At 46.3% G+C, this 16,789-nt stretch carries 16 protein-coding genes; all 16 read right to left on the bottom strand.

Annotation, left to right across the window (positions count from 1 at the left end):
• Positions 1 to 4: 4 nt before the first annotated feature.
• The gene (locus ACFPOF_RS03190; RefSeq protein ID WP_378129557.1) at positions 5 to 1,054 is read right to left on the bottom strand and encodes a nucleotidyltransferase family protein; all 1,050 of its coding nucleotides are present in this window, start codon (positions 1,052 to 1,054) and stop codon (positions 5 to 7) included.
• On the bottom strand, positions 1,051 to 1,677 hold the full coding sequence (locus ACFPOF_RS03195) for an acetyltransferase (protein WP_378129559.1): 627 nt from the start codon (positions 1,675 to 1,677) through the stop codon (positions 1,051 to 1,053). The genes ACFPOF_RS03190 and ACFPOF_RS03195 overlap by 4 nt, the downstream gene beginning before the upstream one ends.
• A gap of 32 nt (positions 1,678 to 1,709) precedes the next feature.
• A complete protein-coding gene (gene neuB / locus ACFPOF_RS03200) occupies positions 1,710 to 2,789 on the bottom strand; it encodes an N-acetylneuraminate synthase (protein ID WP_378129561.1) in 1,080 nt (359 codons plus the stop codon).
• An 8-nt stretch (positions 2,790 to 2,797) separates the two neighbouring features.
• Positions 2,798 to 3,964, bottom strand: a complete 1,167-nt coding sequence (gene neuC / locus ACFPOF_RS03205; protein WP_378129563.1) for a UDP-N-acetylglucosamine 2-epimerase — start codon at positions 3,962 to 3,964, stop codon at positions 2,798 to 2,800.
• Positions 3,964 to 5,148, bottom strand: a complete 1,185-nt coding sequence (locus tag ACFPOF_RS03210; RefSeq protein WP_378129565.1) for a LegC family aminotransferase — start codon at positions 5,146 to 5,148, stop codon at positions 3,964 to 3,966. Before ACFPOF_RS03210 ends, neuC begins: the two co-directional genes overlap by 1 nt.
• An 18-nt stretch (positions 5,149 to 5,166) precedes the next feature.
• Positions 5,167 to 6,174: an NAD-dependent 4,6-dehydratase LegB gene (locus ACFPOF_RS03215; RefSeq protein ID WP_378129567.1), complete on the bottom strand. Its 1,008-nt coding sequence runs from the start codon at positions 6,172 to 6,174 to the stop codon at positions 5,167 to 5,169.
• A gap of 18 nt (positions 6,175 to 6,192) precedes the next feature.
• Positions 6,193 to 6,702: an acyltransferase gene (locus ACFPOF_RS03220; protein WP_378129569.1), complete on the bottom strand. Its 510-nt coding sequence runs from the start codon at positions 6,700 to 6,702 to the stop codon at positions 6,193 to 6,195.
• A gap of 5 nt (positions 6,703 to 6,707) precedes the next feature.
• On the bottom strand, positions 6,708 to 8,156 hold the full coding sequence (locus ACFPOF_RS03225; RefSeq protein WP_378129571.1) for a hypothetical protein: 1,449 nt from the start codon (positions 8,154 to 8,156) through the stop codon (positions 6,708 to 6,710).
• A gap of 30 nt (positions 8,157 to 8,186) precedes the next feature.
• Positions 8,187 to 9,518, bottom strand: a complete 1,332-nt coding sequence (locus tag ACFPOF_RS03230; protein WP_378129573.1) for a glycosyltransferase family 2 protein — start codon at positions 9,516 to 9,518, stop codon at positions 8,187 to 8,189.
• Positions 9,515 to 10,975 carry a hypothetical protein gene (locus ACFPOF_RS03235; RefSeq protein ID WP_378129575.1) on the bottom strand — a complete coding sequence of 487 codons (1,461 nt, stop codon included), beginning with the start codon at positions 10,973 to 10,975 and terminating at the stop codon, positions 9,515 to 9,517. The genes ACFPOF_RS03230 and ACFPOF_RS03235 overlap by 4 nt, the downstream gene beginning before the upstream one ends.
• A 22-nt stretch (positions 10,976 to 10,997) precedes the next feature.
• Positions 10,998 to 11,954, bottom strand: coding sequence for a glycosyltransferase family 2 protein (locus tag ACFPOF_RS03240; RefSeq protein ID WP_378129577.1), 957 nt, complete (start codon positions 11,952 to 11,954; stop codon positions 10,998 to 11,000).
• A gap of 108 nt (positions 11,955 to 12,062) precedes the next feature.
• Complete coding sequence (locus ACFPOF_RS03245) at positions 12,063 to 13,121, bottom strand: pyridoxal phosphate-dependent aminotransferase (RefSeq protein ID WP_378129579.1); 1,059 nt, start codon at positions 13,119 to 13,121, stop codon at positions 12,063 to 12,065.
• Between the two features lie 9 nt (positions 13,122 to 13,130).
• Positions 13,131 to 13,886: a class I SAM-dependent methyltransferase gene (locus ACFPOF_RS03250; protein ID WP_378129581.1), complete on the bottom strand. Its 756-nt coding sequence runs from the start codon at positions 13,884 to 13,886 to the stop codon at positions 13,131 to 13,133.
• Positions 13,849 to 14,601, bottom strand: coding sequence for a phosphocholine cytidylyltransferase family protein (locus ACFPOF_RS03255; protein WP_378129583.1), 753 nt, complete (start codon positions 14,599 to 14,601; stop codon positions 13,849 to 13,851). Before ACFPOF_RS03255 ends, ACFPOF_RS03250 begins: the two co-directional genes overlap by 38 nt.
• A gap of 21 nt (positions 14,602 to 14,622) precedes the next feature.
• A complete protein-coding gene (locus ACFPOF_RS03260) occupies positions 14,623 to 15,462 on the bottom strand; it encodes a LicD family protein (protein WP_378129584.1) in 840 nt (279 codons plus the stop codon).
• Positions 15,463 to 15,670: 208 nt separating this feature from the next.
• The gene (locus ACFPOF_RS03265; RefSeq protein WP_378129586.1) at positions 15,671 to 16,723 is read right to left on the bottom strand and encodes a tetratricopeptide repeat-containing glycosyltransferase family 2 protein; all 1,053 of its coding nucleotides are present in this window, start codon (positions 16,721 to 16,723) and stop codon (positions 15,671 to 15,673) included.
• Between the last annotated feature and the right edge of the window lie 66 nt (positions 16,724 to 16,789).

The raw sequence follows: 16,789 nt of genomic DNA on the forward strand, positions 1-16,789 counted from the left end.
TGAATTAAGCAAACACTTGGGCAAATTCCCCGGCTGCCCTTTCAAAATCGTCTAGTCGGCCAATATCGATCCAATATTCCCGAATCGGAAAAACGATCGTATTTCTCTTCTTTTCTATTAATTGCTCGAATAATGTCGGCATATCAAAAAACGTGTTGGATGGGATATATTCTAGCACCGATGGGTCGATAACGTATATGCCTCCGTTAATAAAATAGCGTTGAATCGGCTTCTCTTCGATGCCCGTCAGCTTGTTGCTATCCACTTTGATCACGCCGTAGGGCACCTGAAGCTCATAATCGCGCACGCACATTGTCGCAATCGCATTCATATCGTTATGGTAGTCCAGGAGATGCTGGAAATCGACCTTGGTCAGCAAGTCTCCGTTGATGACAAGCAGCGATTCTTGCGGCTTGTCCTTTATCAGACTTAAGGAGCCTGCGGTTCCCAAACGCTCCTTCTCGTGCAAGTAGCGAATTTCGACGCCCCAACGGGAGCCGTCTCCGAAATAATCTTGGATCATTTCCCATTTATAATTGATAGAAATATAGAAACGATGAAAGCCCGAAGCAATAAAGTTCTCGAGAATAATTTCCAAAATCGGTTTGTTGTTGATTCTCAAAAGCGGTTTAGGAGTATCCTTCGTCAACGCTCCTAAACGTGAACCCAGCCCTCCGGCCATGAGCACGACCCAGTTGTCGCGTTTATCTGTACTGATAATGCGATCCAGCAGTTCGAGCTTCACGACTCTGCCCTCATAATCGACGACCGGAATTTGCCGTAATTGCTTTCTTTTCATGAGTGAAAAAATATAATCGTGGCTATCCGACATCTTGGCGGTAATCGGATTGTTATTCAAGATTGTCGTCACCGAGGAATTGAGACTTTCTCCCCGCAGCAATCCGCGACGAATATCCCCGTCCGTAATCGTACCCAACAGTACTTTGCGATCATCCACGACCAACGCGATTTGAAGCGTGCCGGATTCGATCACTTGTAGAGCCTCAAGGATTGTCGATTCCGGCCTTACCATTACGCTTTGTAGCGTACTCATTTCGTGACCTCCCTGGCAGGTACCCCGTATACTTTCGTATGTGGACGAACCTCTCGAACGACAACAGAACCCGCTCCGATCAAGCTTTTCTCATGGATTCGAATTCCTTGTATGATTGTCGCGCCCGCTCCGATGTATGCATCTTGTTGAACGGTCACTCCACCGCATAGCAGAGACCCAGGGGCTAGATGAACATGCGGACCGATCCGGCAATCATGATCCACCGAAGCCCTTGTATTCACAATCGTGTTCTCTTCGATATGAGTTCCGGGTTGAAGGATAGCGCCGGCCATAATCTGCACCCCTTCAGACAAATGCACGCCTTCCGCAACGACGGCTGACGGATGAACGATGGACAAAAAGGAATACCCCTTATCTTTAAAAGTGCTGTATGCCTTTTTCCTCCGTTCGTGTTCCGGATGAAATCCAATACCGTTTACTAAAGCAATCGAAGACGCCGGATAATGAAGCACTGCCTCGTCGTCACCGATTCTCACGAATGGCAACGATGGGGGGGCGGCATCTGGGGTTACGTATCCAAGCACCTGAATGTTTAATAAACTTAATACATCCATGCAAACTTTCGCATGACCCCCGCCGCCAATCAAAATAACAGGCAACATGCTGCTCACCTATCCTGAAAGTCTTACTCTATTTATCGACTGATTTGCTCATTAACGTGATAGTTTCTAGACGCAATTCTGTTCAACAAATCCCAGTATTCCATAGGAGATATTCCCAATCCAGGGCGTTTCATCGTTATATTGCGCTCTGTGAAACGTTCTCCTTCTGCTATAGGTGCCGAGGCAACGAGGCTTTTGCGAACGATCGGCTTGTTTTTGAGCTCAGATGTCGTCGGTCCTTTATACGGAGAACCCATCGCTATCTCTATTTGTCGTATGGATTGAACCATCTCTCGAAATTGTTGCGGTTCTATCGAAGAGCGGTGATCAGGCCCCTCCATGTTGCGGTCTAACGTAAAATGCTTCTCGATAACGCTTGCCCCCCGAGCAGCTGCGGCTACGGAAACGGCAATGCCTTCCGTATGATCGGAATAGCCTACGGATAGCTGAAATGCATCTCTCAGAGTATCCATCGAACGGAGATTCACTTCTTCGAACGGACAAGGGTACTCGGTCGTACAATGCAGTAATACGACCTTTTCCTGCAGCAACCGTCGTCCTTCTGGAGAAGCGTAGGCCGATTCGAAATGCGCTTTTCCCGGAGCAAGATTAGAGTTTAAGTAGCCAAAAGCCAGCACTTGCAGAGCTTGCTCCACTTCGCTTATTGTGCTCATGCCCGTAGATAAGAAAATGGGCAGTCCGCTTTTGGCGGCTGCCAGCAGCAGAGGACCGTTCGTAATTTCACCGGACGGCAATTTTAATCGACTTAATTTGCAGCGTTGCGCCAAGAAATGCAAACTATCCTCATCGAACGGCGTCGATAAAAAATCGATGCCAAGCTCTGCGCATTGCGCCATGAGGACATGATGATCCGCTTCAGACAACTCCAGCTTCTTCAGCATGTCGAGTTGAGATTGCTCTCGGTCCGTCGTTTCGCGCTGATATTGAGCTTTCGATGCCTCCGGAGTCACAAGCTTGTCCGCCTTGAACGTTTGGAATTTCACGGCATCGGCGCCCGCTTCGACAGCCCTTTCAATCAATTGTTTGGCCAGCTCCAGCGAACCGTTATGGTTAACGCCGATCTCGGCAATGACATACACGCGATTGGTCATCTTGATCCTCACAGTTCCACATCATAAAATTTTTTCACCGTAATATGATCTAGCTCGACACATTTGATCACTTCCTTGATTTGCGGCGCCACGTTCCCGGAACCGAATAAGGAAGCCGTATACGGCAATTCAGCTTGAAATGCCGAGGATAGCGCAACACCAATCGCGGCTTCGATCTCGTCCGCGGATTCACCACATGAAATTACAGACGAAGATTTCAACCTGCCCTTCTGCCTATCCCCGATATCAACCGTCGGTTTCTTGAATAGAGGCACTTCGATAATCCCGCTGGAAGAGTTTCCGATTACCGCATCAACATGTCGGATTGCGCTCAAATACTTGAGTTGACCCATTGACACGAAAGAAACACATCGATCCGATCGTTCGGATACATAGCGATCGATCCGTTGGCAGATCATCCGTCCGTCCGTATCCGCGTTAGGCTTAGTAAAGATGATGCGTGCATCCGAGAAGCGGTCCAGCGCGCAAAGCAATTCATCGATCATTTCGGCTGAGGATCGCTTTGACAAAGTAAGTGGGTGATACGTAACTAGAAAGGACGGCACGCCTTGCCCCAAGCTAAAGTCGATAGCCGCCTCGAAATCTTCCCTGCCGAGCAACGGAAGATTACGAATGTTGTCCAAACCAATCGCCCCGACGTTAAATACGCGTTGCGGTTGTTCTCCGAGTTGGATGACCCGTTGCCGATAAGGTTCTGCTGCTGTGAAATGCAGATGGGACATCTTAGTAATCGAATGGCGAATAGCTTCATCAATAGCTCCTTCCGTGCTTTCTCCGCCGTGAAGGTGAGCTACCGGGATGTTTGCGATCATCGCGGCTTGCACTGCAACCATGATTTCATATCGATCGCCAAGCACGACGATTAAATCCGGTCTTAAGGAAGACAACGCATCAGCAAAACCGATCAATCCCAACCCCATCGATTTCGTGATAGCGGTTGGAGTATCGCTCGACAGCAACATTTCCACTTTGGCATCGATTACGAATCCATCATTTTCGATTTGGCGATAGGTATATCCGAACTCCGGAGACAAATGCATGCCGGTTGCCACAATCTGAAGATGCAAGTCGTCATCCGTTTGAATTTCTTTCATCAATCCATGAAGAAGTCCATATTCCGCCCGAGAGCCCGTTATAACGCAGATCGTTCTCATCACTCGTCACCCGCGCAGATAGGACTGCTCGGTAAATTGATGATACGTTGCGCCATTTGTTCAGTAACAGGAAGCGGCATCGCAGGGCAATTAGCGTAGATTTTCATTTGATGCATCGGCGTCCAAACCGGACGGGTCATCAGCCCGTTTTCATTCGTCCGACGCAAAATTTCATTCCGTAATTCAAGATTGGGGGAATTCAGAATGATCGTTTGGAGCCAGTAGTTGCTTTCTGCGAAAGCTTGCTCAGTATACAGCTTCATGTGAGGTACATCCGCTATGGCTTGTCTATAGTTCTCCGTGAGCAATCTCTTTCGATGAAGAAACGAAGGTAACCGCTCCAATTGAGCGCAGCCTAATGCAGCATTCAAATTCGGCATCCGATAGTTGAAGCCGATTTGATCGTGTTCAAATTGCCAAGCATGCGGAATCTTGGCGGTAGTCGTCAGATGTTTGGCTCTCTTGGCCAGCGACTCGTCTTGGGTTAAGATCGCGCCGCCACCCCCAGTTGTAAGGATTTTGTTGCCGTTAAAGCTAAGCGAGGCGAGTTTCCCGAACGTTCCAGTGTGCCGCCCTTTGTACTTAGATCCAATCGACTCTGCCGCATCTTCTACAAGAACGAGCTTATACCGTTCACACACTTCGATAAGGGGTTCCAAATCCACAGGATGACCGAACGTGTGCATCGGGACTAGCGCTCTCATCCGTCGACCGCTCATCCGATTATAGGTGCATCCGTCACGCGTCACCGCAATGTCCCTCAAATAGCTTTTCAATGCTTCGGGGTCGAGCCCCAAAGTCGATTCGGCAATGTCCGCAAAATGAGGCATGGCTCCGCAATAAGAGACCGCGTTGGCGGTTGCAACGAAGGTTAGCGAAGGGATCAGTACCTCATCGCCGGCTTCGACTCCCGCCAATAGTAATGCAATATGCAGCGCGGCTGTACCGTTCGAGACAGCAACCGCATATTGGGATCCCGTAACAGTTGCCAATTGTTCCTCGAAACGATCGACATACTTACCAACCGAAGATACCCAACCGGTATCCAAACATTCTTTCACGTAATTCCATTCATTGCCCTTGAATTCGGGTTGATGCAAGGCGAGCCGCTGCGGGTTCCCCTCTACAGCAGCTCGAATCGCTGTGACAACGGCATCCGCAATCTGAACGGATTCAACCGGCATGCCTTTGTCCCCCTTCGCTTAAATATTGTATATGCCCGCTTTATAACCGCTTCGATTGATCGGATCGACGAACCACTCCGCTGTTTCCCGAAGTCCCCGTTTGAAGCCTTCTACTCCCGCGAACTCCGGCTGCCAGCTAAGCAGCTCGCTCGCCTTCCGATTGTCCGCCCACAGCCGTTCCACTTCGCTGAGCGAAGGGCGAATTCGAACGTCGTCGCTGACGATTTCCGCATCCGTTCCCAAGATTTCTTGAAGAAAAGCGACTGTATCTTCGATCGAGACTTCAAAGTTGCTGCCGATATTGATCACTTCGCCGATGCATTGATCCGACTCCAGCATGTGGATAAAGCCCCGCACGGTGTCTTTTACGTAGTTAAAATCCCGAGTAGGGTGAATCGCCCCGAGTCGGATGCTTTCTTTGCCCGCGGCAAGCTGCGTGATGATGGTCGGAATAACCGCCCGCGCAGATTGGCGAGGTCCGTATGTATTAAAGGGCCGAATGATGCCGACCGGCAGTTCAAACGAACGGTAAAAGGACAGCGCCATTTGGTCGGCACCGATTTTGGAAGCCGAATACGGCGATTGGCCTTGCAATGGATGCTTCTCATCGATGGGCACGTATAATGCGGTTCCGTAAACCTCGCTGGTGGAGGTATGTACGACTTTACGCACGCCTTGATTTCTGGCGGCTTGCAGTACATTCAGCGTACCTTTAATATTCGTATCCACATATGTATCGGGAGAATGATACGAATACGGGATCGCGATGAGCGCGGCCAAGTGAAGGACCGCATCGCAGCCCTTCATTGCTTCGCTTACGCCATGTGGATCTCTAATGTCTCCAGCGAACACCTCGAACTTCCCCTGAACGTCCGCTGCGGCATGATCCAACCAGCCCCACGAATTGAAGGAATTATACATGACGAATGCACGAACGTCATAGCCGCGACGCACAAGCTCTTCCGTTAGGTGAGAACCGATAAAACCGTCAGCTCCGGTTACCAATACCTTGCGAATTCGAGTCATATCCACCCCACCCTTAAATCATAAAAACTTCTTTTGTGCTTTTAACGTTTCATAATGTTCAATATCTCTGCTTTTAAAATACCTAGCTGGATGGCCACCGAAGATGGCATATTTGGGAACATCCGAAACGACTACGCTACCCGCCTGGATGATTGCACCCTCCCCGATTCTTACGCCGCCTAAGACGATTACTCTGCTACCTAGCCATACATTATCTTCGATGTGGATATCTTTAACAACTTGCGTTTCATCATAAGGAATGGCTTTACCATTATCATAATTGTGGCTTTGAGTAATGAATAAACATTCTTCGCCTGAATGAAAGTTATCACCTATTACTACCTTGCCCCCACCTGTAATTCTCATTCCATTAAAATTCACATTATTACCTAGGTATGTATTGCGGGTAACGCTAGATTTGTTGTTCACTGTCAAATCAGTTCCTACCTTACTCGCTCGCTGCGCAACTTTCCTCGTCCACCATTTCTTTCGAAGGGTACGCCTTAAACGACGATAAAACTTCATCATATATATCACTCCTCCGATTTCAATTGCCGTTTCGCCAACGCTGGAATATAAGATGGGGCTAGCGACCGATAGGTGATTCCCTGCCTCTCCCCATGTTGAAGTAATTCCTCCATGAAACGATGATGCCTTTCGGAGTATTGCACAGGAGGATCATGAGATACTAACGAAGAAGAATGCACTTTTTGCAAGTCTTCATTCTCAACAACAACTAGGGTAGCAGACTTACTATGTTTCCATTCTAGATCATTGACGTTACTTCTGCCATCGCAACCCAAGATGTAAACAGACTTCGCAAGCGACGATGCTGTTGTGATTCCGAGCCTGGTCATTACATTGTACGTCTGCTTAACAGAGAAAGATTGTGTTGTTGGGATATTCATTGATGAACTTGATACCGGGATGCCGATTAACTGATCACGAATATCCGGGAAATGTGCCAATAGAAGCGGTGCATACATTTCCGGGACGATACAATACCTATTTTTATTTTGAAGAAACGCAATAAGACATTGTCTAAACTCTGCTCCGAATGAAGTATGACTGAACCATAATCCATCCGAAAAAACAAAAATATCCGCATTCAGCCGATTGATTAATTTTGCATTCTTAATGATGGAATTGCAGATAATCTTAACGGATGGTTCAAACTCCATGTCCCATACCTTCTCAAGAGAAGGTCCTGAACCAAACACATATGCCAAATCGTACTTTTTAAACTGCTCCTGCATTCTGGCAAAATTGCTGATCGATTGTGATAAGAATTCTTTCCGCTGATTATAGCTAGTAGTCCTGTAATACAAACTGACGTATACATAGATTTCTTGCGTATCCGTATACTTCGGATCTACGCAAGCCGTCTTCACCTTGCATGATTGAAGATCATCATCGCCGAGACGCTCTTTATCCCATACCAATACAAGGTCACATGCTTCCAACTGTCCACGCCATGCTTGAATCTGCACTTGATGCTCTGGCATAAATATCTTCAGATCCGCTAAATTAGGCAGATACCAATTCAATCGCGTCATGATATCTTTACGAATGGTTTCTTCTTCTATATACGGATACATTACGATGTGCTGTATAGAATCGCGATGCAGAGGGAAGTAGGCCTTATCCCTCTCTATACTCGCCGGGGCAGGCATCACAATATTTTCTTCTGCCACCCCGCAATTCCGCAACTCGTCGACAACACAGTGTGCATTTAAGTACGAAGCCACGATATAGGTCCATTGCGCCCGATCGGGGTGATCCTGCAATTGCTTCAGGCTAAGAACCGGTCTCCCTTTAAATACTCCTACATCCGATGGGTAGGAATCGGCAAAATAAGCAACCTGATCCTGGGCACCCATCTCCTCTATTTGATCCATATATTGATTGGCTACATCGCCCGTTCCATAAATGACCACAGATGCTGACTTCGCGAAAGCCTCGACAGGTAGTTTGAATTTCATGCTCAAATCGTCATCCTCTCGACACTTATATCAATAGATACAATCTTCCATTTTTAAGCCTAAGCGCAGATAACTATCCACATCGAACAACTTAATTTCTCGATCGGATTGACGAAGTACGCGATGGATACTCTTGCTGTATTGGCTATTCGGCACGATTACAGCGCTCACTTTGTCACGTGCTTTCTCGAATGGCTCTACCGTTAGTCCGGCTACCTGCAACCCCGCTTTTCCGGCATCCTCATCAATGATGCAGCGCAACTCGAATCCATGCTCTTGGCATGCTTGAAAGAAGGCCTTCCCGAATAATCCATAGCCCCATAGACCGTAGTGATATCCGGCGCTTTTCAAACAATCAAACAACTCGTTAATTCTCATTAAAGAACCTAGTTGAGATACCTCATATTGCTCTTTCAGAAAATATTGATACCTTCTAAACTCATATTTGCTTATGAAATCCGATTCTTGGCAATGCATCATGTTTAAGGCTTTTAATCCCTCATGACGAACCAATTCATACAATTCACTTTTAGAATCGTCTTTAGACTTGTCGAACATATAGTAAAAATGTTCAACCGCACACGAGTGAAAGCTTCGTTTGTACTTCTCAAACGCCCCTTGTTCAATCAACGATTTTTGGATGGCAACGAGCGCCTCCAGAACACACTTCGGATTGCGATGTACATTGCTCGTAATTTGATTAGGAAGGTTGAAGCGATAGTAATATAACGGGGTGTCGGTCTCTATATAGATAATTCTCTTAGCCTTTGTTAAAATCATGTAGCCAAAATAAGTATCATTTGAATTTTGCAGATCTTGATATTCAAGCCCACTCTCTAATACGAAACTTCTCTTATATAATTTATTCCAAGGCGCACAATTAATTAATTGAAACACATAGTCGCTCATCTGATCAAAACTGAAAGTGCGGTTGCTTATACGTTTGGCAAAATGTAGGGGCATTGATAAGTCCATCGTACTTTTCGTTGAATGATTAAACTTCGCATAATCATATGTTCCCAAATCCGCGTTTTCTTCCACGCATCTGCCATATGCGATTTCCAGCATGCGAATATCACAAAAATCGTCCGAGTCAAGGATTGCCAAATACTCTCCTTTGGCTTCAAGCAACCCGATATTCCTTGACTTTGCAGCCCCTATATTTTCTTTATTATTAATAATAATGATTCTGTTATCTTTTGTCGCATATTCATTCAGAATCTCAAGCGATCTATCGGTCGAACAATCATTGATGCAAATGACTTCAATTTCGGTCAATGTCTGACTGACGAGACTATCCAAACACTCTCTCAAATAGCTCTCCACATTAAAGACAGGCATTATTACGGAGACTTTAATCATAATACGCAATCCTTTATTTCCTGATAGATTTTTGCACCGCTCGATCCATCGGAATTGACATAAATCTTAGATGCCAATCCTTTACGATTTTCTGCTAATGGATCATTTCCGGCCGAAAAACTCTTAACAAGCTCGTACCAAGGTTCGTTTGGATTAAAAGCATAATAAAATGCATTACTAGGGACCAATGAATTTTCCGGCATCTTGTCTCCCCAAAAGAGCACTTTTTTCTCTGTCAATAAATAAGAAATTAATAGAGAGCCCACATGTGTAATCATGACATCCGCAGCCATCAAAGCAGGAATATAATCTGCCGACTCGTCTAAAATAATGTGTTTATATAGGGGATCTTTGTTCCGAATAGAATCGGTTAAGTTCACATAATATTCTGTCAGGTTCGGCGAATACTTCATGACTGAAATCTGAGTTAGCGGATGTGGACGCCAAATAATGATACTGTCATTGTCTATTCGTGGAATGTTAAAAAAATGGGTTAGCCATTCTAAACGGAAGTGTACGTTGGAAGCAAAAAACATGACCTCCGTATTTATTAAATAAACGGTTTTACCTGCAATTCTCTCCCTCCACTCCAAAGGGTATTCAATCTCCGTATTCAATGCTTTATTTAATGCGTCTAATTTAGGCGAACCCATCGCGAGTAATTTTCCTTCAGGAACACCGCTGCGAATGGCCATTTGCTTCAACGGCTCATTGACAATGATCACCTTGTCCACGTTCTTGATGGTCGGGATGTCATATGCCATGCTGCGATCCCCTTCAACCGGCAATACAAATGAAGAAACATGATAGGGAACGTAGACTAACATTTCGGTATATTGTTTCAAATTGGACGTGAAGTACATTTCGTGTACTCGCGTAAGGGTGTTATATTCATCGTAAATATTATGTACATAGATAATGTCCGGCTGTTCATTTTCCAAGCTATACGCATTATAATGTGTAATCGGAATGTGTGACGGAAAAAAATCCCCCTCATACGTTCCGAAGGCATTGTCGTTGGATAGCTGATAATAAGGAATCGGAACGACCTTCGCTACGCAATTCGAGTCTTTGGCGGCTGCCTCATAGATGGATTCTAAGCTGTCCCACATGGACGCTTTATAGGGGAAAAACACGATATTCAATTTCGGTTTGATTTCTGCTGCCACGGTCTCCCGAAGCACCTTCACTTGCTTGTCCAGCGTCTTTATTGCAATATCGTTAATAAGTGAACCATCCGCATACAATGCTGCGAATGCCGCTTGAATTTCCAATAACATTTGTTTAGACTGCGGCGGCGACGACTCTTCCTTATCCAATTGATTCAGGATAGCCGCCAGCGCCGCTGAACATTCCTCGATTGCGCCACTCTTATTGCTCATTTTCCCGAGTTCTGCAAGCATCTCCGAGATGGTACCGAATAGTGCAAGTATTTTGTTTTTCATACTTAGAAACATGACTACAACCCCTTTAAGCGTGTCAAATGTGTGCAGTTAATAACCGATTTATTCTCTCAAGCCTGTCGGGGAACTCCCTATTCGTATCCATATAAACAGCTAAATACCGATTCATTTCATTCTGCATTTGTCTCAACTTATCTTGTTCTTGAAGTTCCATTGCTAATTCTGCTAACAAGCTAGCGTGGTAGACATAGAACCGTTTGACCCATTGGATAAGATCCAATTCGATCACGCTGTTCTCGAGTTTCTCAATAATACGAGTATATACCTTTAAAATATCGCTTCGACTGCTTAAATCTTTGGCATGATCAAGTGAACCTTCCCGCTGGTAATAATGATAATATGGCGTATCAAAATAGTAAGCTGTGTTCGCTTTCATTACATAATCAATAAACATAAGTACATCGCCGCCACTTACTTCTTCCCAAAAGCGAATTTTCTCAATTCCGTTAGTCGGATTAAACAGATTCACACGAAAAAGTTTATTCCAATAGTACGCCCCGAAAGCACGATATGAATCTCGCATAAACGTATATCTCATGATCTCTTGCCGCTTGATTATACCCGGTACGAAATCAGCTTTATTATCAACTCGAGAACTTTGCTTATCTGTCGCAATAAACCGCCCTGAGCAAACAAAATCCACATCATGATCTTCAAGTAACTTCACCATTTCTTCAAAGAAATGAAGCTCTACCCAATCATCCGGATCGACAAACCCAACGTAGTCTCCCGTCATTATGTCAAGCCCAGCATTAATCGCACTAGAGCAGCCCCGATTTGCTTGATGAACGACCTTTACCCGCGAATCTCTCCGCGCGTACTCATCACAAATTTCTCCCGACCGGTCGGTCGAACCATCGTTGACGCAGATGATCTCAAGGTTCGGATACGTCTGGTGAACCACGCTCTCCAGACTCTTGCAAATATAGGCTTCTACGTTATAGACAGGCATAATAACAGAAATCTTCTTCACGGGGACTCCCTCCTACAAATGTGCAAGCGGGGATACCATGCCCTCCTTAGGACACACACCCCCACTTGGACTTGTCATTATCGACAACAAAAAATGAATACGCCCTCCTTACTTTCCTTCCTGATCCACAATCGAAAAGGCGTTCCAGAATGTGCGCATCGATTCTATGTTGCCGGTTGACACACGCAAATAGCCTGCCAGGATTCCGGAGCGGTAGTCTCGAATCCACACTCCCTGCTCCTTCAACGACGCGACCACATCTGCCGAATGTTTCCTCGGCCTGAATAGAAGGAAGTTTCCCTCCAAAGCCAGTACTTCGTAGCCATGATCCCGCAGTTGCTGAGCGAGCCACTTCCGTCCTTTTGCTTCCGATACCCGCTGCTGTTCCATTAAATCTGGACGCTTCAGAATTTCTTCGGCAAACAATAACCCGACGTTGTTCACATTGAACGTCGCCTCGGACTTTTCCAAATACTCGATCAGCTTCGCATTGCCTGCTGCGTAGCCAACTCGAAGTCCTGCAATGGCACAGAGCTTCGAGAACGTGCGCAGCAGCAAGACATTCTCATACTTCGATAGTAACGGCATGAATGTCGGGCTATAGAAGTAATGATAAGCTTCATCAATAATAACCAATGCGCCTGCTGCTTGTGCTTTCTCGATGATGGCACAAGCTTCTGCTTCGGTGTAAACAGCCCCGATCGGACTATTCGGATTGAGCAGGACGACAATACCCGTGTCCTTATCAATGGCCTCTAACAGCCTATCCACCGGAAGCGTGAAATCTTCCTTATAGTCCACAGCGACATGCTTCATTCCGAACATCGCGGCATAAACCCCATACAGCTCGAACGTTGGTGTAACCGTTACGACTGTACGCCCTTGTTCACCAAAACATTGGAATGCAAGTCGCATCGCTTCGTCGGAACCGCAAGTGATCGTAATTTGATCCGTTTGCAATCCGCAATGAAGCGAGACTTGCCGCACAAGTCGATTCTTCTGCGGATACGTGGCTAGAAATTCCGGCGTAATCTTTCGTTTCACTTCTTCCACGAAATCCGCGGGAAGCCCTTCCGGGCTTTCATTCATATCTAGTCGGAGAACCTGATCCCGCTCGTCATGGAATTTCACGCGATACAGATCTTTGATGAATTCATTCACATACATATCGCATGACTACCTTTCCAGTAGGGTGTACCAACGATCCGTCTCGTAATATTGTTTCTCTTTGTTCAAGTGCGGCAAGTATTTCTGCTCACGCACTCTGAATCCCGCGTCCGTGAAAGCCTTATAATGTTGAATATACTCCTCCGGCGTCCGGTAGATGACATCGTAGCTCGTCCTCAGTGCTTCGGAAGGGCATTCATCCAACGTCAACCTGTTCTCTACCGCGACAGTCTCCGTGAAGTAGATAACGCAGTGTTCATCTAACAAGGGCAGCAATCCTTCATAACACGTGGGTAGTTCATCATCGTTAATATACATGCATACGCCGCCAACGATTAACCGGTCGAATCGCCCTTTGTAATATCCTGTTGATTGCCGAACGGTTTCTTGGAAAGATAGGTTATAGAAGTCATAGGCTTTCCCGGCGAAATGATTGCGCTTGCGGGCCGTCTCAACCATCTCAGACGAGAAGTCAGTCCCGCAATAATACCCGCTTAACGGAATAATCGACTCTGCCCACCTCCCAATCCCGCACCCGATATCAAGCACGCGGCTCGTCCGAGAAATTTGCAGTTCCGGAAGAATGAATTGCTTCTCGTACCTATTCCACTCCTCGGCGTGGCCCGGATTCTGATCTCCAAGCAATACCGCTACGTACGGGTTAGCCATACTTGCAATCGCCTTCGCCCGTTCGTCATAGAAGGAGCGCGTGTTCTCCGTCTTAATATTAATACGCTCGCCGTAAACTCGGTGCCGGTCTGACAAGGGCTTCTTCCTCCTTCTCGATATGCTTCAGAATCCGTTCGTAATCGTCGAAATAATCGATCTCCGCCCAGAATCTCCCTCCGACGTCCACGGTATATATATTTTGTTCTTTCGTATCCGCGAAAGAATACAGCACGTTTTCCCACCATAAAGAGTGCTGATGGGTTTCCACGAGCCACCCCAGACGTTCGTTGAATTTCTCCATGAAGCTACCTCTGATCTTGGCGAGCCCGACATATTCGCAGCTGCGGGACGAGAGCGGAAGCTCCTTCCCATACTTCTCGATGCAGCCGTTGTCCGTCGTTGAGAAGAAGTAGTCCCCGACCTCCGTACGTGTCTTATCGATCGCCATGCTTACCTCATATTTATCGTTAAGCACGAGATCAAGAATTTCTTTCGAGAAGTAAACATCCGCATTGAGTACGATCGAGTCGCCTTGCAACTCCTCGCGCGCGAACCAAAGACTCGCAATGCTGTTCGTCACATTATAGAACGGATTGAAATAATACTTAACGGGAAGCCCTTCGAGCGCTTCATATATTTTGTTCGATTGATATCCTACGCATACGACCAATTCAAAACCTGAGTCGAGTAGCATTTGCGCCGTGCGACGGATGAGCGGAACACCATCAATGGGTAACGTCGACTTCGGAACATCTTCGATCATACGAGAAATTCGAGTGCCTCGACCAGCAGCAAGCAGGATTGCCTTCATGCTCATCATCCTCTCTAAATGTCATAGACTATATGAAGAAAGTGGAGAAGTGATCTGCCGACGATTCGGTGGTGGCGGCATCATGTAGTTATCACCATAGACGTATCGCAAGTAGCCATCCCAATCCGCCGGCGCATAGTATTGTTCTCCTTCAAAAGGTAACAGCACCATTTCCGTAAACCAGTTTTTGCGAAACCCGTTCGCTTCCGCCTTGCCATGGTAACCAATACAACCAACCCGATTACATCGCTTCTCGTCGAATACGACGGAAAGGAGCTTTGCGATACCAAAAGGGATTTGTTTAGGTATCATCCGAACGATACTCCAACCCAATCTCCCAATGAATGTTTCCGAAGTTCTACAAGCCACCCGCGCATAAAGCATCTTCCGGCTCATTGCCGCAACCACGCTTCGCGCTGATCGAAGCAGGGTATGTTCTGGCACCCCATCACGAGGGAATATATCAATAAATACACCGCTTTGCATCTTGAGATGCTCTTGACCAAGACGAACGGCTTGTGTGCCGGAGCGTCTTAATTTCCCGTATAACCACGGATAATGCTTGTCCGTCTTATTCGTTTGGAAGAACGTGTTTTCTCCGAACTCTTGTTTATCGATCTTGCAAAATTTATCATAGTCGCTACGCAGCATCTCTACGTCGATATCGTCATCCCAAGGAATAAAAGATCCATGCCGCGCCGCGCCCAATAGCGTCCCTGACGCAATGACATAGCGTAACTCGTGCTTCCTGCATAACGCATCGAATTCCGCAAGTAACTCAATTTGAATCAACTGCATTCGACGCAACTCTGCTTGAGACATTTCCTTTTGGCTATATTTCAACATTCCGTTTCGGATCATCGCCTTTCAGTGCGCCTACTACCTTACTTATCGACATTTTTCGATTTGGACATTACATCTAAAATTAGATTCCACTTTTTGGCGCTAAACTAGCGACTCTTATCGCCAGAGTTGCCTTAAGGGTGACCGCTAGTAATTTCGCCTATTATATATATCGGTTAATCACATCAAACATTGAGCTGAGCTAGCTTGAAAGCCATGTATAAGATTACAGAGTCCGACATTTTTCGACAGCAAGCTCGTATCCGTGAGAAGCCGACAGCGCGTAGTACTGTTGCGCCCTCGCAATATTCCCAATGACTTCATAGAAAACACCCAAATTGTACGCCGCCAAGAAAGATGAGCAACCAACGACAAATTCAGGAACCCCTTGACGTCCTAACTCCAGACACTTCAAGTAGCTGTTCTCAATATTCTCGATCACCGAGTAGTCCTCTGAATCGATCGCGTAGTCGAGCAGAAATTGTGCAGTCGCGAAGCAGAAGTCAGGTGACTCTTCCAGTCTTTTGACTTCAGCGCCTGCCAACTGTAGCGCGCGATCATAGCGCTTGCATTTCGTATACGCCTGCAACAACTCGACGATCGTTTCTAAGGCAAATGGGTCAGACTCCTCTAACAAGCCATATGCGCTCTCCAAATATTGCATAGCCTGTTCATGCTGCTTGGCACCCTGATACTGCTTACCTAATTGAAAATTCAGATAGGCGTCTTCCGGCTCATCTTCCAATGCTTTGAGCAACAACGGAATATTACGCGTGGATTTGTCTGTCATGTAATAGCCATCATGCAACAGCTTTAAACCAGTCGCCGCCCGTGGTAGCAATGGGGTTAGCTGTTCATGAATACGTCCGACGTAGGTAATCCCTCTTGGAAACAACCTTGGAACCGTGTGTCTTCCCTCGAAGATTTGTCCATCTTCTACGAATCTCGACACCATATCAATGACACCGACCCGTTGAATATTCGTACTTGTAAATCCCCTCAGAGCATCTACGTTCGCTTCCACAAAATATTCATCGGCATCCAATACGAGTATCCATTTACCTGAAGTCATCTCGAGCGCGTAATTCCTCGCTGCAGCGAAATCATCGCACCACTCGAAGTGAAACACCTTCGCGCCATACTCCAATGCGATGTCTACGGTTCGATCCGTTGACCCGGTATCCACAACAACGATCTCATCAACCATTGCAGCCGCGCTATGTATACATCGTGCCAAATATTGCTCCTCATTCTTCACGATCATCGCTAGTGAAATCAAGTTGTTACGCCCCTTGTGAGTGGATTGAATCTATATTAAGCTTGATCTATCAGATTTGTCGACTGG

It is taken from the genome of Cohnella soli (assembly GCF_042655525.1).
Classification (GTDB): Bacteria; Bacillota; Bacilli; order Paenibacillales; family Paenibacillaceae; genus Cohnella; species Cohnella soli.